Genomic DNA, 19,531 nt, shown 5'->3' on the forward strand with positions numbered 1-19,531 from the left:
AGGCGGGAATATCCGCCGGAGGGCGCTCACTTGTACGTCGCATGCCCGAACGACCCGCCGGGGTCGGCCTGCGCTCGGAGCGCGGCCCGATCCTGCTGTCCCTCATGCTCGCCACCGCCCTCGTGGCCCTCGACTCGACGATCATCGCGACCGCGTCGTCCTCGATCGCGAAAGACCTGGGCCACTTCCAGCAGCTGCCGTGGCTGTTCTCGGTCTACCTGCTCGCGCAGGCGGTGTCGGTGCCGATCTACGGGCGACTGGCCGACGTGCTCGGCCGCAAGCGGCTGCTGCTGGTGGGCATCGGGCTGTTCCTGCTCGGCTCCATCCTGTGCGGGGCCGCCTGGTCGATGCCGGTGCTGATCGGGGCGCGGGTGATCCAGGGGCTCGGCGCGGGCGCCGTGCTGCCCATCTCGATGACCATCACGAGCGACATCTTCACGCTCGAGGAGCGCGCGAAGACGCAGGGGTACCTCGCCTCGGTGTGGGGCATCGCCTCGGTCGTCGGCCCCACCCTCGGCGGCCTGTTCAGCCAGCTCAGCGCGTGGCGGTGGATCTTCTGGATCAACATCCCGCTCGCGCTGATCGCCGGGTTCATGCTGATCCGCGCCTACCTCGAGAAGGCACACGGCGAGGGCGAGCGGGAGGGCATCGACTACCTCGGCGCCGCGCTGCTCGCCGGCGGCACGACGGGGCTGCTGCTCGGCCTGCTCGAGGGCGGTTCCTCCTGGGCGTGGGACTCCCCCGTCTCGATCGGCATCTTCGTCGCGGCGGCGGCGCTGCTCGGGACGTTCGTGGCGGTGGAGCTGCGGGTGAAGCATCCGATCTTCTCGCTCGGTCTGCTGAAGCGGCGCGTCGTCGCCGCCTCGACGATCGCGTCGCTCGTGATCGGCGTGATCGTGATGGGGCTGTCGACGTACGTGCCGATCTACGCGCAGGACGTGCTCGGCGCCTCGGCGCTGATCGCCGGTTTCGCGCTCGCGGCGCTCACCCTCGGCTGGCCGCTGTCGGCCTCGCAGGCGGGGCGCATCTACCTGAGGCACGGCTTCCGGGTCACCTCCGTGATCGGCTCGTCGCTCGTGCTGCTCGGGGCGCTGCTCACCCTCACGCTCGGAGCGCAGTCGTCGATCTGGCTCGTCGCGCTGTTCTGCTTCGTGATCGGCGCCGGCATGGGGCTCACGGCCGTGCCCACCCTGATCGCCGCGCAGACCTCCGCGTCGTGGAGCGAGCGCGGCGCGGTCACCGGATCGAACATGTTCGCCCGGTCGATGGGCTCGGCCATCGGCGTCGCGATCTTCGGCGCCGTCGTTAACGGCCACGTGCGGCTCAACGCGGCCGGCGTGCCCGAGGGGCCGGGGCTGATGACGGCCATGCACCTCGTCTACCTGTCGATCGCGGCCGTCGCGGTGGCGCTGCTCGTTGCGGTGTTCTTCATGCCGGCCCACCGCCGGCAGCAGGCGGGAGCCGAGGCGGCCGAAGCGGTTCCGGCCTAGCCCGACTCCGCCGCGCGCACCTCGTCGGCGAGGCCGCGCAGCCGGGTGCGCAGGGCCCGCTCGGCGTCGAGACCCTGCGCGCGGGCGCGGGCGACGAGGGCGAGCAGGGCGTCGCCGAGGGCGGCCTCATCATCGACGGATGCCTCGGCTGCGGCATCCGTCGCCACGGTCACGCCCACCTGGCCGGCACGCCCGATCATCTTGTCGGCGAGCGCGAGCGCGGGCAGGTGCTGCGGCAGGCCGTCGAGCACGCTCGTGCGGTCGCGCTTCTCGGCGGCCTTCGCGGCGGTCCACAACCGCACCACGTCCTCCGGAGTCTCGGCGACCTCGTCGCCGAAGACGTGCGGGTGCCGGCGCACCATCTTGGCCGTGACGTTCGCCGCGACGTCGTCGATGTCGAAGCCCTCGCCGGGGGTGCGCTTGGCGATCTCGGCGTGGAAGACCACCTGCCACAGCACGTCGCCGAGCTCTTCGAGCAGGTCGTCGCGGCGGCCGGACTCGATCGCGTCGACGAGCTCGTAGCTCTCCTCGATCAGGTACGGCACGAGACTCTCGTGCGTCTCGCGCTGCGTCCACACGCAGCGGTCCATCACCTCGGACATGGCGGCGGCGAAGCCGTCGAGGGCGCTCTCGGTCTGCGGCATACGCCCATTCTGTAGGCTGAGGGCCGGTGAGCCGGGAAGTCTGGTCGGCGCTCGTCCGACCTGCCTGGAGGCAAGCGTGAGTCTGATCCGATCCGAGCGCTCGGCCGCCGCGCTCCTGCTCGGGGCCGCCGCCCTCGGGCTCATCCTCGCCAACACTGGCGCGGGCCCGTTCCTGCACGACGTGCAGCATGCGCAGCTCGGCGCGCTGAGCGTCGGCCACTGGATCAGCGATGGGCTGCTCGCGATCTTCTTCTTCATCGTCGCCGTCGAGCTCAAGCACGAGTTCGTCGCCGGCGAGCTGAACTCGTGGCACAAGGCGGTCAGGCCCGCGATCGCCGCCGTGTGCGGCGTGGTCGTGCCGGCGCTCGTCTACGCGCTGATCGCGGCGCCGCACGGCTTCGGGCACGGATGGCCCATCCCGACCGCCACCGACATCGCCTTCGCCCTCGGGGTGCTCGCCGTCTTCGGCCGCGGCCTGCCGAACCGGCTGCGGGTCTTCCTGCTCGCCCTGGCCGTGCTCGACGACCTGATGGCGATCGTCATCATCGCCGTGTTCTTCACCACCGGGGTCGACCCGGGGATGCTGCTCGCCGCGGCCGCCTGCGTCGCCGCCTTCGGGCTGCTCTCGCTGCTCGTGCGCCGGGGCGGGCTGCGGCTGCCGATCCTGGTGCTGCTCGTGATCGCCGGGGTGCTCGCCTGGTGGTACACCTACCAGTCCGGCATCCACGCCACGATCGCAGGAGTCGCGCTGGGCGCGGTGATGGCACGCCGGCCGGCCGGGCGCATCACCCACCGGCTCGAGCCCTGGTCGAACGGGCTGGTGCTGCCCCTGTTCGCCTTCTCGGCCGCACTCGTCACGGTGCCCGCCGTCGGGCTCTCGGGCCTGTCGGCCCCGTTCTGGGCGATCCTCGTCGCGCTGCCGGTGGGGAAGATCATCGGCATCACCTTCGGCGGCTGGATCGGCTCGTTCGTCGGCCGGGGCGGCGGGCACCCACCGCTGCCGCTGCGGGCGCTCGTCGCCGTCGGGGCGCTCGGCGGCATCGGCTTCACCGTGTCGCTGCTGATGAACGAGCTCGCGTTCTCGGACGACCACACCGTCGCGGACCAGGGCACGCTCGCAGTACTGCTCGGCTCCGCGGTGTCGATCGTCGTGAGCGCGGTGCTCGTGGCGCTGCTCGCGAGGCGCAACCGGCGGGAGCATCCGATCACGTCTTAGGACAGCCTCACTAACGCGCGCTGACCAGGCGTTTAGGCATGCCTCACCTTGCTATACAGGCGGCGGTCGGCGGTGGTTCCATGAGTGCATGCCGACCGTCCTCGCCCCCATACGCGCACTGCTGGGCACCGCCCCCGCCGCCCAGGCCGTGCCGGGGCAGCCCGGGAGCATCGCCTCCCGGCTCAACTGGCTGCGCGCCGGAGTGCTCGGCGCCAACGACGGCATCGTTTCCGTCGCCGCGGTCGTGGTCGGCGTCGCCGGCGGCACCGAGGCGATCCATCCGATCCTCCTGGCGGGCCTGGCCGCCCTCGTCGGCGGCGCACTGTCCATGGCGCTCGGCGAGTACGTCTCGGTGAGCTCGCAGCGCGACGCACTGCGGGCGCGCGCCGCACGCGGTCAGACCGACGAGGACCCGGAGGACACGAGCCCGTGGCATGCCGCGCTGGCCTCGCTGCTGGCGTTCTTCTGCGGCGGCCTGCTGCCGTTCCTCACGATCGTGCTGGTGCCCGTTCCGCCGCGCATCCCGGTCACCTTCGGCGCCGTGCTGCTCGCCCTGGCGCTGACCGGCTGGCTCGGCGCCCGGTTCGGCGACGCTCCCCCGCTGCGGGCGACCATCCGGGTCGTGGTGGGCGGCGCGATCGCCCTCGCCGTGACGTTCGTGATCGGCGCGCTGCTCGGCACGACCGCGGCCTGAGTCGCAGACCGCCGGCGCTACGCCGACGCCTTCGCGGCCCCGCCGGCGCTACGCCGACGCCTTCGCGGCCCCGCCGGCGCTACGCCGACGCCTTCGCGGCCCCGCCGGCGCTACGCCGACGCTTTCGCGTCGGGGGCGTCCTGCGCATCCTTCGCCGGCAGCGGGAAGATCGCGTTCAGCAGCTCGCCCACCCACGCGATCAGCTCGGCGTCGGGCAGCGGCTGCCCGTTCACCTGCTTGATCGGCACCGAGATCGCCCGCTGCTGGGCGAAGTGGCGCGAGCCCGGATACATCCGCTGCAGCCGCACCTGGCGCGAGTCGGGCAGGTCGGCGGGCGCGATGCGCAGGTTCGAGCCCATCGTGACCACCTCCGACAGCCCGGCGAGCTGGGCGTGGCGGCGCAGCCGGGCGACGGCGACGAGGTTGGCGACCGGCTCGGGCGGTTCGCCGTAGCGGTCGGTGAGCTCCTCGACGACGAGGTCGATGGCGTCGTCCTTCGCGGCCGGGCCGCTCGCGGCAGACAGCTTCTGGTACGCCTCGAGCCGCAGCCGCTCCGAGTCGACGTAGTCCTCGGGGATGTGCGCGTCCACCGGCAGCTCGAGCCGCAGCTCGGTCTGCCCCTCGGCCACTTCGCCGCGGAACTGGCCCACCGCCTCGCCGATCATGCGCAGATACAGGTCGAAGCCGACGCCGGCGATGTGGCCCGACTGCTCGCCGCCGAGCAGGTTGCCGGCGCCGCGGATCTCGAGGTCCTTCAGCGCGATCTGCATGCCCGAGCCGAGGTCGTTGTTCGCCGCGAGGGTCGACAGCCGGTCGTGCGCCGTCTCCGACAGCGGCTTGTTCTCATCCCACAGGAAGTACGCGTACGCGCGCTCGCGACCGCGGCCCACCCGGCCGCGCAGCTGGTGCAGCTGCGACAGGCCGTACTTGTCGGCGCGGTCGACGATGATCGTGTTCGCGTTGGCGATGTCGAGCCCGGTCTCGATGATCGTCGTGCAGACCAGCACGTCGAACTTGCGCTCCCAGAAGTCGACGACGATCTGCTCGAGCACGTGCTCGGGCAGCTGCCCGTGCGCGACGGCGATGCGCGCCTCGGGCACCAACTCGGCCAGGTGTGTGGCGATCCGGTTGATCGAGGAGACCCGGTTGTGCACGAAGAACACCTGGCCCTCGCGCAGGATCTCGCGCCGGATCGCCGCGGCGGTCTGCTTGTCCGAGTACGGGCCGACGAAGGTGAGAATCGGATGCCTGTCCTCCGGCGGCGTCTGCAGGGTCGACATCTCGCGGATGCCGGTCACCGCCATCTCGAGCGTGCGCGGGATCGGGGTGGCGCTCATCGCGAGCACGTCGACGTTGGTCTTGAGCTTCTTCAGCGCGTCCTTGTGCTCGACGCCGAAGCGCTGCTCCTCGTCGACGATCACGAGTCCCAGGTCTTTGAAGACGACGCCCTGGGTGAGCAGGCGGTGCGTGCCGATGACGACGTCGACGGTGCCGTCGGCGAGCCCGTCTAGGGTCTCCTTCGCCTCCTTGTCGCTCTGGAACCGGGAGAGCTGGCGCAGGTGCACGGGGAACCCGGCGAACCGCTCGGAGAAGGTCTCGAAGTGCTGCTTCACGAGCAGCGTCGTGGGCACGAGCACGGCGACCTGCTTGCCGCCCTGCACCGCCTTGAACGCGGCGCGCACCGCGATCTCGGTCTTGCCGAAGCCGACGTCGCCCGAGATCAGCCGGTCCATCGGGATCGGCCGCTCCATGTCGGCCTTCACCTCCTGGATGGTCTTCAGCTGGTCGGGCGTCTCGACGAAGGGGAACGCCTCCTCGAGCTCGGCCTGCCAGGGCGTGTCGGGCGGGAACGCGAAGCCCTTCGCGGCCATCCGCGCCGAGTAGAGCTTCACCAGCTCGACGGCGATGTCGCGCACCGCCTTGCGCGCCTTCGACTTCGCCGCCGCCCAGTCGCTGCCGCCCATCTTGGACAGCGCCGGCTCCTCCCCGCCGACGTAGCGGGTCAGCAGATCGAGCTGGTCGGTGGGCACGTAGAGCTTGTCGCCGGGCCGGCCGCGCTTGCTCGGCGCGTACTCCAGCACGAGGTATTCGCGCTTGGTCTTCACGGCGTTGCGCCCGCCGGTGGACACCTCGCGCTGCACCAGCTCGACGAACTTGCCGATGCCGTGCGTCTGGTGCACCACGATGTCGCCGGGCTTGAGCTGCAGCGGGTCGACGACGTTCTTGCGCCGGCTACCGAGCTTCTTGACCTGGCGGCTGTCGTAGCCGACGGTGCGGCCGTAGAACTCGGTCTCGCCGACCAGCGCGAGCCCCGGCCCGCCGTCCTCCCCCGCCAGCTGGAAGCCGTGCTCGACCGGAGCCTTGACCAGGTAGGCGACCCCCGGCTCGGCATCGGCCGGGTAGTCGTCGACGACGCGGGCGGCCAGGCCCGCCTCGGCCAGCACGTCGGCGGCCCGGCCCACGAGGCCCTGGCCGGCGGCGGCGATCAGCACGCGCCATCCGTCTTTGAGCAGCCCGCCCACGTGGTCGAGCGCGCCGGACACGTTGCCCTGGAAGCTGGGCACCGCGTCGGCGTCGATGCGCACGGCGTCAGCCGCCTCGCCGGCGTGGAACTGCGAGAGCGTCCACCAGGCCTGGCCGGGCCTGCTCGCGCGCAGCTGCTCGAGGGTGAGGAAGTCGCCCGCGTCGAGGTCGATGGGGGCGGCGGCGCCGACGGTGGCGGCGCTCCAGGCGGCGGCCAGGAACTCGCGGTTCGTCTCGGCGAGGCTCACCGCGCGGGTGGCGACGCGCTCGGGCGCGACGACGGCGACGGCGGCGCCCTCGGGCAGGTAGTGCGTGATCGGCACCAGCCGGTCGACGAGGGCGGGCGCGAGCGACTCCATGCCCTCGACGGGGATGCCCTGGCCGATCTTCTCGAGCATCGACGCGAGCCCGGGGAACTCGTGCTGCATCTCGCGCGCCCGCTGCCGCACCGAGTCCGAGAGCAGCAGTTCGCGGCTCGGCGGAAGCACGGCGGTGCGCACGGGCTCGGCGAGCGAGCGCTGGTCGGCGACGGAGAACCAGCGGATCTGGTCGACCTCGTCGCCGAAGAAGTCGATGCGGTACGGGTGCTCCGCCACCGGCGAGAACACGTCGAGGATGCCGCCGCGCACCGCGAACTCTCCGCGCCGGGTGACCATGTCGACGCGCGAGTAGGCGAGGTCGACCAGCCGCTGCGTGATGCGGTCGAGGTCGTAGCCGCGGTGCCCCGTCTCGAGCTCGATCGGCTCGATCTCGGTGAGGTTGTCGGCGACCGGCTGCAGCGCGGCGCGCACGCTGGCGACGACGACGATCGGATGCGTCGCGCCGGGCTGCCTGCTCCATTGCTGCAGCCGGCGCAGGGCGGTCAGGCGCTTCCCGACGATCTCGGCGGAGGGGCTCAGCCGCTCGTGCGGCATCGTCTCCCAGGCGGGGAAATCGACGATCTCGGCGTCGGGCAGGAACGGCGGAAGCGCCGTGCGCAGCGCCTCGGAGTCGCGGCCGGTGGCGGTCACGACGAGCAGCGCGCGCGCCTCGGGCGGGCGCTTGCCGATCAGCCCGGCCAGCAGCGGCGCGCGCAGGCCGTCGGTGAGCGAGAAGTCGGCGCTGCGGCTCGCGTACGCGAGGGCGTCGTCGAACGTCTGGGCGCGCGAAAGCGCCTCGATCAATCCCTCGAGTACCACTCGATCAAGTCTACGGGCGGGTGCCGACACCGCGCTGCGCCGCGAACTCGTCGCGCAGCAGCCGACGCGCCCGGTCGCTCGCCCGTAGGGTGTGGGCATGATCCGGCACACCGTCGCCTTCCGTCTCGTCCATCCCGCGGGTTCCGCCGAAGAGGCCGCGTTCCTCGACGCCGCCGCGGAGCTCGTCGCCGTTCCGGGGGTGCGCGACTTCGAGCGGCTGCGCCAGATCGGCGCCAAGAACGACTTCACCTTCGGGCTGTCGATGGAGTTCGACACCCAGGCCGAGTACGAGGGCTACTTCACGCACCCGCTGCACGAGGCGTTCGTGCGCGAGCACTGGCAGAGCGAGGTCGCCGACTTCCTCGAGATCGACTACACGCTGCTGTAGTCAGCCGAGTTCGGTGATGATGCGGCGCGCGGCGTCCAGCGCCGTGAGTTCCGAGTTCTTACCGACGAGGATGCCGGGGACGCCGACCATGGCGGCACCCTCGATGTCGGCTTTCGGATTGTCGCCCACCATCCAGATCGGCGCATCAGGAACCGATGCCCGGCGGGCGGCTTCGAAGATCAACGGGTGCGGCTTTTCAGCTCCGACGACCGCCGAATTAACCATCGCCGTAAAGCAGCCGGATATTCCTAGACCTTCGACGATCAGGGGCAGTTCAGGCACATGGTTGCTGACGATGAGGTTACGGACGCCTTCAGCTGCGGTCGCTTCCACTGCGTCTCGTGCTCCTGCCAAGAGGTGCCAGCCAGAGACGTCGACGAAGATCTCGCGCACGAGCAACGCTGCGTCTGCAGCGATCTCGGCATCGACCCGCGCGCTCTCGTATGCCGCGAGGAACACCGGCTGAAGCCGCGCCCACCAGTCCGCGGCATCCGTCAACTCGTTGTGAAGTGCCTCGGGCGAGTGCCACGGGAAACCGGTCGACAGACCGAGGGCCACATCGTCGACCGCGAGACCATGCTCGGCATGCACGCGGTCGAGGGCAGCGATGAGCGCGGCCGACCACAGGCCGTCACGATAGGCAAGCGTTCCGTCGAAGTCCCACCAGATCGTCGCGCGCTCCCCCGTCACGTCGGCATTCTGCCGGACGAGCTCGCCGAGCGGGATGCATAGGAACGGAGATTCTGGGCGACACGCCGTCCCGACCGGGCCCGCGGACGGCGTGTCGCGCGAGATCTCCGTTCCTACGCGGGGCCGCTCCCCCGGGTCACGCCGTCTTGGTGTGGAACCTCAACTGGGCGGCGGTCAGGCCCTCGGTGGTGATCAGCTCGACCGCGTCGGCGGCGTCGGCGATGAGGATGGGCAGGGTCTTGCGCTCGGCGGCCGAGAACGGCTTCAGCACGTGGTCCGCGGCATCCGTCGAACCGGGCGGGCGGCCCACGCCGACCCGCACGCGCGTGAAGTCACCCGTTCCGATCGCCTTGATGATGTCGCGCAGGCCGTTGTGGCCACCGTGGCCGCCGCCGAACTTGAGCTTCAGGGTGTCGAACGGGATGTCGAGCTCGTCGTGCACGACGATGAGCTGCTCGGGGGTCAGGGAGAAGAAGCGCAGCAGCTGCGACACCGGCCCGCCCGAGGTGTTCATGTAGCCGTTGGACTTGGCGAGGATCAGCTTCGGGCCGCCGGGCCGGGTGCGCCCCTCGGCGACGTGCGAGTTGGTCTTGTGCGACTTGAACGAGGCGGATGCGCGGGCCGCGAGCTCGTCGACGACCATCTGCCCGACGTTGTGGCGGGTGTTCGCGTAGGCCGGACCGGGGTTGCCGAGACCGACGACGAGCCACGGGTCGCGTGCTGGGGCCATGACTCACCAAGATACGCGAAAAGGCGGCCGCCCCTGGTGGGGCGACCGCCTTCGCGGGGTTCGTGCGCGCTTCGAGACGCGGCCTGCGGCCGCTCCTCAGCGAACGGGGGACGCGGCCTGCGGCCGCTCCTCAGCGAACGGGGGACCTACTCGGCGGACTCCTCCGCGGGCTCCTCGGCGGCCTCGGCCTCGGCGGCGCCTTCGGCGGCCTCCGTCTCCTCCGCAGCCGGGGCGGCGGGCTCGACGATGCCGACGACCAGGGTCTCGGCGTCGGTGAGCAGGCTGACCCCGGCGGGCAGCTCGAGCTCGCCGGCGGTGATGTGCGTGCCGGCCTCCTTGCCCTCGACGTCGACGACCAGGCGCTCGGGGATGTTGGTGGCCTCGGCCTCGACCGACAGGGTCTGCTGGTCGAGCTCGGCGATGGCGCTGCCGAACGGCTCGCCCTCGACGTGCACCGGCACGTCGACGGTGACCTTCTCGCCCTTGCGCACGACGATCAGGTCGACGTGCTCGATGATCTGGCGCACCGGGTCGCGCTGCACGTCCTTCACGAGCGCGAGCGCGGGGGTGCCGGCGATGTCGAGCTCGATGACCGCGTTCGCCTTGCGCACGAGCAGCATCGTCTCGTGGCCCGGCAGGGTGACGTGACGCGGCTCGGTGCCGTGGCCGTAGACCACGGCGGGGATCTTGTTGGCGGCGCGGATCTTGCGCGCAGCGCCCTTGCCGAAGGAGTCGCGGACCTCCGCGACCAGCTTGAGTTCGTCAGCCATGTGAATGCTCCGTAGATTCGGTGGGCTTCGCGCCCACGTCTGATGTGGTTTTCAACTCGAACGCAGGACAGCGTGAGGAAAGGACGTGAAGCCACCTCCACCGCGTCGATAACGGATGCCCGAGCCGGGCGTCCCTCGCCGAAGTTCGCCGCCCATGCTATCAGCGCGGCGGCGCTACTCCCTGGGGAGTAGCCGGTCTGCGCACCGCGGGCGGATGCCGCCGGGCGCCTCGCACTCCTACGCTGGGGCGCATGCCGGAGCAGCGACGATCAGCCGTGCGCGTCTGGGTGCCGGTCGTCGTCGCAGCGCTCGTGCAGCTCGGCAGCACCTTCGGCGCGATCGGCCTGCACGCGGGCCGCTGGGGCGCGCGGCACGGCTCGTCGTTCGCCGGCGTCGGCCCCCTGAACGCGTCGCAGCCGGTCTCGGTCTGGGTCGCGGCGGGCCTCGTGCTGCTGGCGCTCGCGGGGCCGGCCGTGCTGGTCGTCATCCGCCGCCGGCCGGGCCCGCTGTCGGCCGCGGTCTCCGCCGCCGCCATCGCCGGCGTGACACTCTCGGCGTCCCAGGGGCTCGGGGCCGCGTTCTACCTCTCGGTGTTCCTCGCGGTCGCGATCGCCGTGCTGCACGGCGCCCGGCCATGGGCGTGGGGCGGGGTGACCGCGTACTGGCTGGCGGTCGCCGCGGCGTCCCTGCTGTCGGGCGACCGGCTCGAGGTGTTCTGGCTCGTGCCGCTGACGATCCTGTCGGTCGCCTCGCTCGCGATCCCTGAGGCGGCGCGCTCGCGGCACGAACGCCGCGAGCAGTGGCGGCGCGAGACCGCCGCCCGGCAGGCCGAGCAGGCGCAGGCCGAGCGGGTGCGCATCGCCCGCGAGCTGCACGACGTGCTCGCCCACTCGCTGAGCCAGATCAACGTGCAGGCCTCGGTCGGGCTGCACCTCTTCGAGCAGCAGCCCGGCAAGGCCGCCGAGGCGCTCGCCAGCATCAAGGACTCGAGCAGGACGGCGCTCGCCGAGGTGCGCCAGGTGCTCGGCGTGCTGCGCGACGGCGCCGACGCGCCGCTCGCGCCCGAACCCGAGCTCTCGCACCTTCCCGCCCTGGCCGAGGGCGCGCGCACGCCGGGCACGGACGTCGCGCTGCGCCTCGAGGTGACGGATGCCTCGCGCATCCCGCTCCCCGTGCAGCAGACGGCCTACCGCATCGTGCAGGAGGCCCTGACCAACGTCGGCCGGCACGCGCGGGCGCGGCACGTGGAGGTGGCGGTCGTCGAGGAGGATGGGCGGCTCGCGGTGCGGGTGACCGACGACGGCGTCGGGGGCGCGGCCCAGGCATCCGTCGACGGACGCGGACTGCTCGGCATGCGCGAGCGCGCCGAGCTGCTCGGCGGCGCGCTCGAGGCGGGCCCGCGGCCGGAGGGCGGCTTCGAGGTCCTCGCGCGGCTGCCGATCGGGGGCCGGGGATGATCCGGGTCGTCGTCGCCGACGATCAGGCGCTCATCCGGGCCGGCTTCCGCAGCCTGATCGACTCGGAAGCCGATCTCGAAGTGGTGGGCGAGGCGGGAAGCGGCCGCGAGGTGCTCGAGGTCGTGCGTCGGGAGCGGCCCGACGTCGTGCTGATGGACATCCGCATGCCCGACGGCGACGGCCTGTGGGCGACCGAGCGGATCGCCGCCGACCCGGAGCTCGCGGCCGTGCACGTCGTCATCGTGACCACCTTCGAGCTCGACGAGTACGTCGCCCGCGCGCTGAAGGCCGGCGCGGCGGGCTTCCTCGTCAAGGACACCGAGCCGGTCGACCTGATCCGCGCCGTGCGGGTGGCCGTGGCGGGCGAGGCGCTGCTCTCCCCCGGGGTCACGAAGCGGCTGCTCGATCGGGTGTCGGCCGGGTGGAGGCATCCGATCGACGAATCGCGGCTCGCCGCGCTCACCGAGCGCGAGCGCGAGGTGCTGCGCCTGGTCGGCCGGGGCCTCACCAATCAGGAGATCGGGGCGCAGCTGTTCCTGAGCCCGCTGACCGCGAAGACGCACGTGTCGCGGATCATGACCAAGCTCGACGCGCGCGACCGGGTGCAGCTCGTGGTCACCGCCTACGAGACGGGGCTCGTCGGCTGAGCGGCGAGGCCCCACACCTCGGCGAGCGCGTCGACGGTGCGGAACGCCCGGGTGTTGCGCCCGAGCAGCAGGTTGCCCGGGCCCGCGCCGGGGATGACGTGGCCGAGGCCGGCGAAGGTGTACAGGTGCACGGGATGCGCCGTGCCCGGGCCGTACGCGGTGCGCACCACCTCGATGCGCCCGTCGCCGGCGACGGTGTCGACGGCGGGCGTCACGGGCAGCCCGTTGCGGGCGGCGAAGTAGCGGGCGGTCTCGGGGATGGACTCGGTGCGGCCGCGGGAGCCGGTGCCGTAGATCGAGTTGCGGCCGCCGCGGTACGGCACCAGCCGGTCGCGGGTGCCGTGCAGGATCGCGACGGGCACCGGCGCCGGTCCGCGGTCGTCGGCGAGCAGGTTGTCCGGCACGGGCAGCCCGGCGCCGATCACCGCGGCGCCGGCGAGCTCGGCCGGAGCCTCGTGCAGCAGCCGGACGACCAGCGAGGAGCCGTTCGAGTGCCCGTACACGTAGAGCCGCGCCGGGTCGGCGCCGAAACGCGCGGCCGCCTCGCGGGCGAGCGCCCGGGTGAACTCGACGTCGTCGACGCCGCCGGCGCGCGACGGCGGGTTCCAACCCCGCCGGGAGTCGTTCCACAGCTTCTCGTAGGCGTCGGGGAAGACCGCCACCCCGTGCCGCAGGAAGAAGTCGAGCTGACCCGCCATCGCCCCGAGCAGCTGCTCGCCCGTGCCGCCGGAGCCGTGGAAGCCCACGAACACGGCGCCGCCTGCGCTCTCCTCGGCCCGTACGGCGGTCGCCGCGCGCATGCGGCCGCCTGATCGCAGCTCGATCCGTTCCGTGAGCATCCTCGCCCTCCCCCGTCGGCCGACAGCCTACGGGGCTCTCGGCTCCTGGTCCCGGCGGAGTAGCGGGAATCACTCCTTTCGGCGGATCCGCCGCGCCCGTCCGGCGGCGACGCTGGAGGCATCCGTTCGAGAAAGGAACGCTCATGATGTACCACGCCGCCTTCTGGCCCTTCTTCCTGTTCATCCCGCTGTTCTGGATCGCCGTCATCGTCGTGCTCGCGATCGTCTTCGGCCGCCGGCGCCGCGCCTGGTGGGGATACCACTACGGGGCGCAGACGTCCTCGGCCGAGCAGACGCTCGCGCAGCGGTACGCCAACGGCGACATCGACGAGCAGGAGTACCGGGCGCGCCTCGAGGTGCTGCGGGCGAACCGGCCGGGGCCGCGGGCGTAGGTCTCCCCGGGGCCGGCGGGTCTCCGTTCACGCTGCGCGTGAGTCGACCAACGGACGGAACCCGTCGGTCGACTCGCCGCAGGCGAATGGAGACCAGCGGGTCCCGTCACCCGAAGGCATCGGCGCACAGCTCGGCGAACAGCGCGTCGGGGTCGTTCGGCACGCCGCGCCGCTCGAACCAGGTGCACACGTTGCGCACGTCGCGCTCGAGCAGCTCGAAGCCGTTCGGGTTGCCGATCACGTCGACGATCTGCGGCAGGTCGATCACCACGACCCGGCCGTCGTGCACCAGCAGGTTGTACGGCGACAGGTCGCCGTGGGCGCACTGACCGGAAGCGAAACCGTGCAGGATCGCGACGACCTGGTCGAAGCATCCGATCAGCTCGTCGCGCTCGAGCGGCGCATTCGCGAGCCGGGGCGCCGCGACCCCGTCCCGGCCGATGAACTCCATCAGGATCTCGGTGTGCGAGATCTGCACCGGGTAGGGCACGGGCAGCCCGCGCTGCCACGCCCAGCACAGGGCACCGAACTCGGCGCCCGCCCACTGACCGGCCGCCACGGTGCGGCCGTAGCTCGACTTGCGCTCCATGGCGCGCCGGTCGCGGCTGCGGCGCACCCGGCGGCCTTCCGTGTAGGCCGAGGAGCGGTGGAAGTCGCTGTTGTCGGGGGTGCGGTACCGCTTTGCGGCGAGCACGGATGCCTCGCCCGGCCGTTCGCCGGACGCACCGGGCACCGCGCGCTCGATGAGGTACAGCTCGGCCTCCTTGCCGGACTTGACGACGCCGAGCTCGGTGTCGACGGCGCCGGCGGAGGTGACGACCCAGTCGGGCCGCGGCTCGGGGCCGCGCTCGGTCGGGGTGGTGGCCGGCCACGTGGACCAGCGCTGGCCTTCGCCGAGCTCGACGTCGGCGAAGGCGGGGACGACGAAGTCGTCGCCGAAGTAGGACACTGCGGTCTCCAATGAGTGCGGAGGCCGCGGCGGTCGACTAGAGCGCGGCCTCGAGGGAAGTGAGGGTGATGGAGGCGCCGAAGAACTCAGTCATGGTCATCACCCCTTCCCGGGTCGGAGGCCTGCGGATCGGCTCGAGGCTAGCAGGTGCGCGGCTCAGCCGTGCACCTGCTCGTGGAACTGGGTGTAGGTGAGCGTGTCGGCCTGAGCCCCGAGCAGCCCGATCACCGTCTTGCCCTGGCCGAACAGGGTGAGCAGCTGGTGCAGGGTGAGCGGATTCGCCTTCAGGCTCTGCTCGAGCCCCTCGCCGTCGCCCCACTTCGTGCCGACGCGGTTGATCCACAGCACGACGTGCCCGTTCATGACCATGTCGGTGTCGAGCTGCACGCCGGCACCGCGGTTCAGCGTGCTCAGCTCGAAGCCGTCCATCTTCACGGACGAGCATTCGACGCGGATCGCCGTCGCGCGCGTGCCGTCGGCGAGCGGCACGGTGACGATGCCCGCGTTGCTGATGCCGCCGATCTGCGCCGTGCTCGCCGTCACGTCGGCGGACGGCAGGGTGAAGATGCCGTGCGAGTTGTCGGCGCCGAGACTGACCAGCGGGGTGTCGTCTGCGGGCGACGAGTCGTCGGCCTTCGTCACCGGCTCCTGCCCGTCGTCGGGCGCCGAGTCGCGGTCGGAATCCGGCGCCTGCACGGTCGTGTCGCCGTCGGGGTCGGTCGTGATCAGGCCGCCGCCGCTCGGATCGGCGGTGGAAGTCGGGTCGGAGGAGGACGAGGCGCTCGGGCTCGGGGTGGAGCTGGCGCTCGGCGTCGGGCTGCTGCTCGAGTCGTCGCCCGAGCAGAAGATGAGCAGCACGCAGCCGGCCTGAGCGGCAGACGGATGCGCGGGCTCGGCGGCCCGGGCCGCCTGCGGCGCAGTGCCGACCAGAGCCAGCGTGACGGCCGCGACGGCCGCCAGGACGCCCGAGCGCCGGCGCAGCGACGGGGGGATGACGGGCTGGGCGTGGTGCTCGGCGTCTTCGTCGTAGAGGTGCTGCCCGGGGCGCGGGTCGGAGCGCTCCTGACCGGACTCGGACTCGGACTCGGGCTCGGACTCGGTCGCGGTCATGGGCTCGGGCTCGCGCTGCGGCGGCATCCACGACACGGCGAGCACGCCGCCGATGGCGCCGAGGAGCATGCCGATGATGAATCCGCCCAGGTTCACGCCGATCAGGGAGTACAGCGCCAGGGCGAGAGCGATCACGCCGTAGAAGATGCGGTGCACCGGCATGAGGGCGATCAGCACGCCCAGCAGCACGATCACCATCGGGATGATGAACGCCTGCAGACCCTCGAGGCCCAGCTGGATGTGGATCTTGCCGATGTCGAGCTGGCCGGAGAAGAACAGCTCGATGCCGCTCAGTGCGACCAGCACGGCGCCCCAGAACGGGCGCTCGCGACGCCAGGCGGCGAAGCCGGACCGCCTGGTCTGCGGGCGCGCTTCAGCGCGCGAGCGACGGGCGTTCACGATCGGTCAGCAGCCGCTGCCGTCGGTGACCACCTTCATGTGCATGCCGGTCAGCGCCAGCGTGGCCGCCGTCGTGCTGTAGGCGACCTGCTTGAAGTCGGTCAGCGTGATGCCGTCGGAATCCTGGGCGAAGTCACCGGCGGAGCCCTTCGCATCGGTCACCACGGACGCGGCATCCGTGCCGATGCGCACGTTCTTGAACACCGCGTTGCCCTGCAGGTCGGTCATGCCGATCTGCAGATCGGTCGCCTCGACCGGCTTGTCCTGGCCGGCGGTGATCACGATGCCGACCTTGCCCAGCGGAGAGTCGGTCTGCACGGCCTGGCAGAGGTTCGCGATGGTGGCGTGCCCGATGTTCGCGATCGCGACGGGGGTCTCCTTGCCGTCCTTCATCTTGGCGATGCCGCCGTACTGCGAGAACGAGGTGCCGTCGAGCTCGGTGCCGGCCATCGTGAACGACGTGCCCGAGATCGAGAACGACACGGGGACCGCACCCTGGGCGACCCCGCCCATCAGCACCGCTGCGACGATGCCCACCGGGATGCCGGCGAGGGCGATGCGCCCTCCGCGCGACCGGGTCATCTTGCTGAGCTTCATTGATCTTCTCCCCCTTGAGAACGTGGAAGGGTGACGTCGTCGTCACTCCCCGAAGAGGTTACATACGCTACTGACTGTCAGTCAAATAGTCCGGTGCCCCGGAGTGTCGCTGGATATGCTCGAGGCATGCCCTCCCCCGACCGCCGCACGCGGCTGAGCCCCGACGAGCGGCGCCGGCAACTCGTCACGCTCGGGGTGAACGCGCTGGCCGATCGGCCGCTCGAGGCGATCACGATCGAGTTCCTCGCCGCGGAGGCGGGCGTCTCCCGGGGGCTGCTGTTCTACTACTTCGGCTCGAAGACGGGCCTGCACCATCAGATCGTGGGAACGGCGCGGGACAGCCTGATGCGCGCCACCGAGCCGCGGCTCGAACTGCCGCCGGTGGAACGGCTGCACGACACCCTCGAGCGGTTCGTCTCGTTCGCCCGCGAGCACCGGCTCACCTTCTACTCGCTGGTGCGCGGCGCCGCGGCCGGCGACGAGAACGTGCGCCAGATCGTCGAGGAGGTGCGCAGTGCGCAGACCGAGCGCGTCCTCGCCGTGTTCGCCGACCTCGGCACCGAGCCGACACCGCGGCTGCGCGTGGCGCTGCGCGCGTGGGTCGCCCTCGCCGAGCAGGCGCTCGTGGACGGGGCGATGAACGCCGAGCTGCCGCCGGAGGAGCTCGTCGACTTCCTCGAGCGCAGCGCGCATGAAGTGGTGCGGATCACCCGCAGATGATGTTCACTCGCAGATGATGTCGCCGGGCGCCGGCGCCTGGATGTCGACCGGCTGCCCCGCGGCGAGCGCGGCCCCGATCGCCGTCACGATCTCCTCCGGGGTCTTCGCGATGTCGAACACTCCCCCGAACTCGTCGGGCTGGAGCCGCTCGAGCGTCGCCAGCTGCGAGTCGAGCAGGCTCGCCGGCATGAACTCGTGGTGCCGTGAGCCGAGGCGCTGCAGCAGCAGCTCCCTGCTTCCGTCGAGGTGCGCAAAATACGCATTTTTCGCATAGGACCGCAGGAGGTCCCGGTAGGAGCGCTTGAGCGCGGAGCACGCCATGATCACCCCGTCGCCCACCGCGAGACGCCGGCCGATGCTGTGCAGCCACGGCTCGCGGTCCGCGTCGGTGAGCGGGATGCCGGCGCGCAGCTTCTCGCGGTTGGACTCCGGGTGCAGGTCGTCGCCGTCGATGTAGATGCGCCCCGACCGCTCGGCGAGCAGGTCTCCGATCGTGCTCTTGCCCGAGCCGCTGACCCCCATCAGCACGATGGGCGGGAAGAACTCGGGGCTGGCGGTGCTCATGGCCCCATCCTCCCCCACGCACCTGACGTGAGCGCATCCGTCGCCCTAGGGTGAAGGAATGACAGAGCAGTCGCAGAAAGCGAACATCGGCGTCGTCGGCCTCGCGGTGATGGGTTCCAACCTGGCCCGCAACCTCGCCAGCCGCGAGGGCAACACGGTGGCGGTCTTCAACCGCACCTGGGAGCGCACCGAGGCGCTCATCACCGAGCATCCCGAGGCGGGCTTCATCCCGGCGAAGAGCTACGAGGAGTTCGCCGCGTCGCTGTCCACCCCGCGCACCGCGATCATCATGGTGCAGGCCGGCCGCGGCACCGACGCGGTGATCGACGAGCTCACCAAGGTGTTCGAGCCGGGCGACATCATCGTCGACGGCGGCAACGCCAACTTCCACGACACGATCCGCCGCGAGCAGGCGATCCGCGAGACGGGCATCCACTTCGTCGGCACCGGCATCTCCGGCGGCGAGGAGGGCGCGCTCAACGGCCCGTCGATCATGCCCGGCGGCTCGGACGAGGCCTACGAGACCCTCGGCCCGATCCTCGAGTCGATCGCCGCCCGCGCCGACGACGGCGCGCCCTGCGTCACCCACGTCGGCACCGACGGGGCCGGCCACTTCGTCAAGATGGTGCACAACGGCATCGAGTACGCCGACATGCAGCTCATCGCCGAGGCGTACGACCTGATCCGCCGCGGCACGGGCAAGACGCCGGCCGAGATCGCCGACGTGTTCGACGAGTGGAACAAGGGCGACCTCGAGTCGTACCTGATCGAGATCACGGCGCAGGTGCTGCGCCAGACGGATGCCTCGACCGGGCAGCCCCTCGTCGACGTCATCCTCGACCAGGCCGGAGCCAAGGGCACCGGCGCCTGGACGGTGCAGAACGCGCTCGACCTGGGCGTTCCCGTGTCGGGCATCGCCGAGGCCGTGTTCGCGAGGTCGCTGTCGTCGAAGCCGGAGCAGCGGCAGGCGGCATCCGATCTGCCCGGCCCCGACAGCGAGGACTGGAAGCCGAGCGACCCCGACGCGTTCATCGAGGACGTGCGGCAGGCGCTGTACGCGTCGAAGATCATCGCCTACTCGCAGGGCTTCGACGAGATCATCGCGGGGGCACGGCAGTTCGGCTGGGACATCAAGAAGGGCGAGATCGCGAAGATCTGGCGGGCCGGATGCATCATCCGGGCGCGCTTCCTCTCGCGGATCACCGAGGCGTACGAGCAGGACCCGGACCTGGTGGCCCTCGTGCTCGCGCCGTACTTCCGCGACGCGGTGGCGGGCGCGCAGGGCGCGTGGCGGCGCATCGTGGTGTCGGCGGCGGAGGCGGGCATCCCGTCGCCGGCGTTCTCGTCGTCGCTGGCGTACTACGACGGGCTGCGGGCGAAGCGCCTGCCGGCCTCGCTGGTGCAGGCGCAGCGCGACTTCTTCGGCGCGCACACCTACAAGCGGGTCGACAAGGAGGGCACCTTCCACACCCTGTGGTCGGGCGACCGGTCGGAGATCGAGACCGAGCCCAGCTGGCACTAGGCTCGGGCGGCG

General features: G+C 71.5%; 19 protein-coding genes. 9 read left to right on the forward strand and 10 right to left on the reverse strand.

All coding sequences use genetic code 11. The annotated features are described in order from the left end of the window. Window positions 1-41: 41 nt before the first annotated feature. Complete coding sequence (locus H563_RS0104360) at window positions 42-1,490, forward strand: MDR family MFS transporter (protein ID WP_027479087.1); 1,449 nt, start codon at window positions 42-44, stop codon at window positions 1,488-1,490. On the opposite strand, the gene H563_RS0104365 is transcribed toward H563_RS0104360, so the two are convergent. Beyond that, window positions 1,487-2,134, reverse strand: a complete 648-nt coding sequence (locus H563_RS0104365; protein WP_027479088.1) for a MazG family protein — start codon at window positions 2,132-2,134, stop codon at window positions 1,487-1,489. The two genes, H563_RS0104360 and H563_RS0104365, sit on opposite strands and share 4 nt — an antisense overlap. A 76-nt stretch (window positions 2,135-2,210) precedes the next feature. On the opposite strand from H563_RS0104365, the gene H563_RS0104370 reads away from it, so the two are divergent. Then, window positions 2,211-3,350 carry a Na+/H+ antiporter NhaA gene (locus H563_RS0104370; RefSeq protein WP_022881388.1) on the forward strand — a complete coding sequence of 380 codons (1,140 nt, stop codon included), beginning with the start codon at window positions 2,211-2,213 and terminating at the stop codon, window positions 3,348-3,350. Between the two features lie 88 nt (window positions 3,351-3,438). After that, the gene (locus H563_RS0104375; RefSeq protein WP_022881389.1) at window positions 3,439-4,044 is read left to right on the forward strand and encodes a VIT1/CCC1 transporter family protein; all 606 of its coding nucleotides are present in this window, start codon (window positions 3,439-3,441) and stop codon (window positions 4,042-4,044) included. A 110-nt stretch (window positions 4,045-4,154) separates the two neighbouring features. Here the strand turns inward: H563_RS0104375 and mfd are convergent, their stop codons facing one another. Further along, window positions 4,155-7,745: a transcription-repair coupling factor gene (mfd, locus tag H563_RS0104380; RefSeq protein ID WP_022881390.1), complete on the reverse strand. Its 3,591-nt coding sequence runs from the start codon at window positions 7,743-7,745 to the stop codon at window positions 4,155-4,157. A 97-nt stretch (window positions 7,746-7,842) separates the two neighbouring features. Here mfd and H563_RS0104385 point away from each other — a divergent pair, with 97 nt between their 5' ends. Further along, entirely contained in the window at window positions 7,843-8,133 is a 291-nt protein-coding gene (locus H563_RS0104385) for a Dabb family protein (protein ID WP_027479090.1), read from the forward strand. Here the strand turns inward: H563_RS0104385 and H563_RS17220 are convergent, their stop codons facing one another. From H563_RS17220 to H563_RS0104400, 3 genes are all read right to left on the reverse strand, one after another. Beyond that, window positions 8,134-8,823, reverse strand: coding sequence for an HAD family hydrolase (locus tag H563_RS17220; protein ID WP_022881392.1), 690 nt, complete (start codon window positions 8,821-8,823; stop codon window positions 8,134-8,136). A 136-nt stretch (window positions 8,824-8,959) separates the two neighbouring features. Then, complete coding sequence (gene pth, locus H563_RS0104395; RefSeq protein WP_022881393.1) at window positions 8,960-9,553, reverse strand: aminoacyl-tRNA hydrolase; 594 nt, start codon at window positions 9,551-9,553, stop codon at window positions 8,960-8,962. A 146-nt stretch (window positions 9,554-9,699) separates the two neighbouring features. Next, on the reverse strand, window positions 9,700-10,323 hold the full coding sequence (locus H563_RS0104400; protein WP_022881394.1) for a 50S ribosomal protein L25/general stress protein Ctc: 624 nt from the start codon (window positions 10,321-10,323) through the stop codon (window positions 9,700-9,702). 251 nt (window positions 10,324-10,574) lie between these two features. Between H563_RS0104400 and H563_RS14915 the strand changes: the two genes are divergently transcribed. Both H563_RS14915 and H563_RS0104410 read left to right on the forward strand, forming a co-directional pair. Next, window positions 10,575-11,780, forward strand: coding sequence for a sensor histidine kinase (locus tag H563_RS14915; RefSeq protein WP_022881395.1), 1,206 nt, complete (start codon window positions 10,575-10,577; stop codon window positions 11,778-11,780). After that, window positions 11,777-12,427 carry a response regulator transcription factor gene (locus tag H563_RS0104410; RefSeq protein ID WP_022881396.1) on the forward strand — a complete coding sequence of 217 codons (651 nt, stop codon included), beginning with the start codon at window positions 11,777-11,779 and terminating at the stop codon, window positions 12,425-12,427. The genes H563_RS14915 and H563_RS0104410 overlap by 4 nt, the downstream gene beginning before the upstream one ends. Here H563_RS0104410 and H563_RS14920 read toward each other — a convergent pair. Then, window positions 12,403-13,266, reverse strand: coding sequence for an alpha/beta hydrolase family esterase (locus H563_RS14920; RefSeq protein ID WP_022881397.1), 864 nt, complete (start codon window positions 13,264-13,266; stop codon window positions 12,403-12,405). The genes H563_RS0104410 and H563_RS14920 overlap by 25 nt on opposite strands. A 143-nt stretch (window positions 13,267-13,409) precedes the next feature. Between H563_RS14920 and H563_RS14925 the strand changes: the two genes are divergently transcribed. Continuing rightward, a complete protein-coding gene (locus H563_RS14925) occupies window positions 13,410-13,658 on the forward strand; it encodes an SHOCT domain-containing protein (RefSeq protein ID WP_022881398.1) in 249 nt (82 codons plus the stop codon). Window positions 13,659-13,764: 106 nt separating this feature from the next. Here H563_RS14925 and H563_RS14930 read toward each other — a convergent pair whose 3' ends face one another. From H563_RS14930 to H563_RS0104440, 3 genes are all read right to left on the reverse strand, one after another. After that, window positions 13,765-14,607, reverse strand: a complete 843-nt coding sequence (locus tag H563_RS14930; protein ID WP_022881399.1) for a serine protein kinase RIO — start codon at window positions 14,605-14,607, stop codon at window positions 13,765-13,767. Window positions 14,608-14,763: 156 nt separating this feature from the next. Continuing rightward, window positions 14,764-16,116 carry a DUF6114 domain-containing protein gene (locus tag H563_RS18175; RefSeq protein WP_022881400.1) on the reverse strand — a complete coding sequence of 451 codons (1,353 nt, stop codon included), beginning with the start codon at window positions 16,114-16,116 and terminating at the stop codon, window positions 14,764-14,766. A gap of 6 nt (window positions 16,117-16,122) precedes the next feature. Next, the gene (locus H563_RS0104440; RefSeq protein WP_022881401.1) at window positions 16,123-16,713 is read right to left on the reverse strand and encodes a DUF6230 family protein; all 591 of its coding nucleotides are present in this window, start codon (window positions 16,711-16,713) and stop codon (window positions 16,123-16,125) included. A gap of 126 nt (window positions 16,714-16,839) precedes the next feature. Between H563_RS0104440 and H563_RS0104445 the strand changes: the two genes are divergently transcribed. Further along, window positions 16,840-17,433: a TetR/AcrR family transcriptional regulator gene (locus H563_RS0104445; protein ID WP_022881402.1), complete on the forward strand. Its 594-nt coding sequence runs from the start codon at window positions 16,840-16,842 to the stop codon at window positions 17,431-17,433. Window positions 17,434-17,436: 3 nt separating this feature from the next. Here H563_RS0104445 and H563_RS14940 read toward each other — a convergent pair whose 3' ends face one another. After that, window positions 17,437-17,997 carry a gluconokinase gene (locus tag H563_RS14940; protein WP_022881403.1) on the reverse strand — a complete coding sequence of 187 codons (561 nt, stop codon included), beginning with the start codon at window positions 17,995-17,997 and terminating at the stop codon, window positions 17,437-17,439. Window positions 17,998-18,055: 58 nt separating this feature from the next. Here H563_RS14940 and gndA point away from each other — a divergent pair, with 58 nt between their 5' ends. Then, a complete protein-coding gene (gndA, locus tag H563_RS0104455) occupies window positions 18,056-19,519 on the forward strand; it encodes an NADP-dependent phosphogluconate dehydrogenase (protein ID WP_022881404.1) in 1,464 nt (487 codons plus the stop codon). Window positions 19,520-19,531 lie beyond the last annotated feature (12 nt).

It is taken from the genome of Gryllotalpicola ginsengisoli DSM 22003 (assembly GCF_000419445.1).
GTDB classification, from domain to species: Bacteria; Actinomycetota; Actinomycetes; order Actinomycetales; family Microbacteriaceae; genus Gryllotalpicola; species Gryllotalpicola ginsengisoli.

Excerpts from the sequence above, each read along its gene's own strand:
- H563_RS0104360 (WP_027479087.1), top strand. The coding sequence starts at position 42 with ATGCCCGAACGACCCGCCGGGGTCGGCCTGCGCTCGGAGCGCGGCCCG.
- H563_RS0104365 (WP_027479088.1), bottom strand. The coding sequence starts at position 2,134 with ATGCCGCAGACCGAGAGCGCCCTCGACGGCTTCGCCGCCGCCATGTCC.
- H563_RS0104375 (WP_022881389.1), top strand. The coding sequence starts at position 3,439 with ATGCCGACCGTCCTCGCCCCCATACGCGCACTGCTGGGCACCGCCCCC.
- H563_RS0104385 (WP_027479090.1), top strand. The coding sequence starts at position 7,843 with ATGATCCGGCACACCGTCGCCTTCCGTCTCGTCCATCCCGCGGGTTCC.
- pth (WP_022881393.1), bottom strand. The coding sequence starts at position 9,553 with ATGGCCCCAGCACGCGACCCGTGGCTCGTCGTCGGTCTCGGCAACCCC.
- H563_RS0104400 (WP_022881394.1), bottom strand. The coding sequence starts at position 10,323 with ATGGCTGACGAACTCAAGCTGGTCGCGGAGGTCCGCGACTCCTTCGGC.
- H563_RS14915 (WP_022881395.1), top strand. The coding sequence starts at position 10,575 with ATGCCGGAGCAGCGACGATCAGCCGTGCGCGTCTGGGTGCCGGTCGTC.
- H563_RS0104410 (WP_022881396.1), top strand. The coding sequence starts at position 11,777 with ATGATCCGGGTCGTCGTCGCCGACGATCAGGCGCTCATCCGGGCCGGC.
- H563_RS14920 (WP_022881397.1), bottom strand. The coding sequence starts at position 13,266 with ATGCTCACGGAACGGATCGAGCTGCGATCAGGCGGCCGCATGCGCGCG.
- H563_RS14925 (WP_022881398.1), top strand. The coding sequence starts at position 13,410 with ATGATGTACCACGCCGCCTTCTGGCCCTTCTTCCTGTTCATCCCGCTG.
- H563_RS0104440 (WP_022881401.1), bottom strand. The coding sequence starts at position 16,713 with ATGAAGCTCAGCAAGATGACCCGGTCGCGCGGAGGGCGCATCGCCCTC.
- H563_RS0104445 (WP_022881402.1), top strand. The coding sequence starts at position 16,840 with ATGCCCTCCCCCGACCGCCGCACGCGGCTGAGCCCCGACGAGCGGCGC.
- H563_RS14940 (WP_022881403.1), bottom strand. The coding sequence starts at position 17,997 with ATGAGCACCGCCAGCCCCGAGTTCTTCCCGCCCATCGTGCTGATGGGG.
- gndA (WP_022881404.1), top strand. The coding sequence starts at position 18,056 with ATGACAGAGCAGTCGCAGAAAGCGAACATCGGCGTCGTCGGCCTCGCG.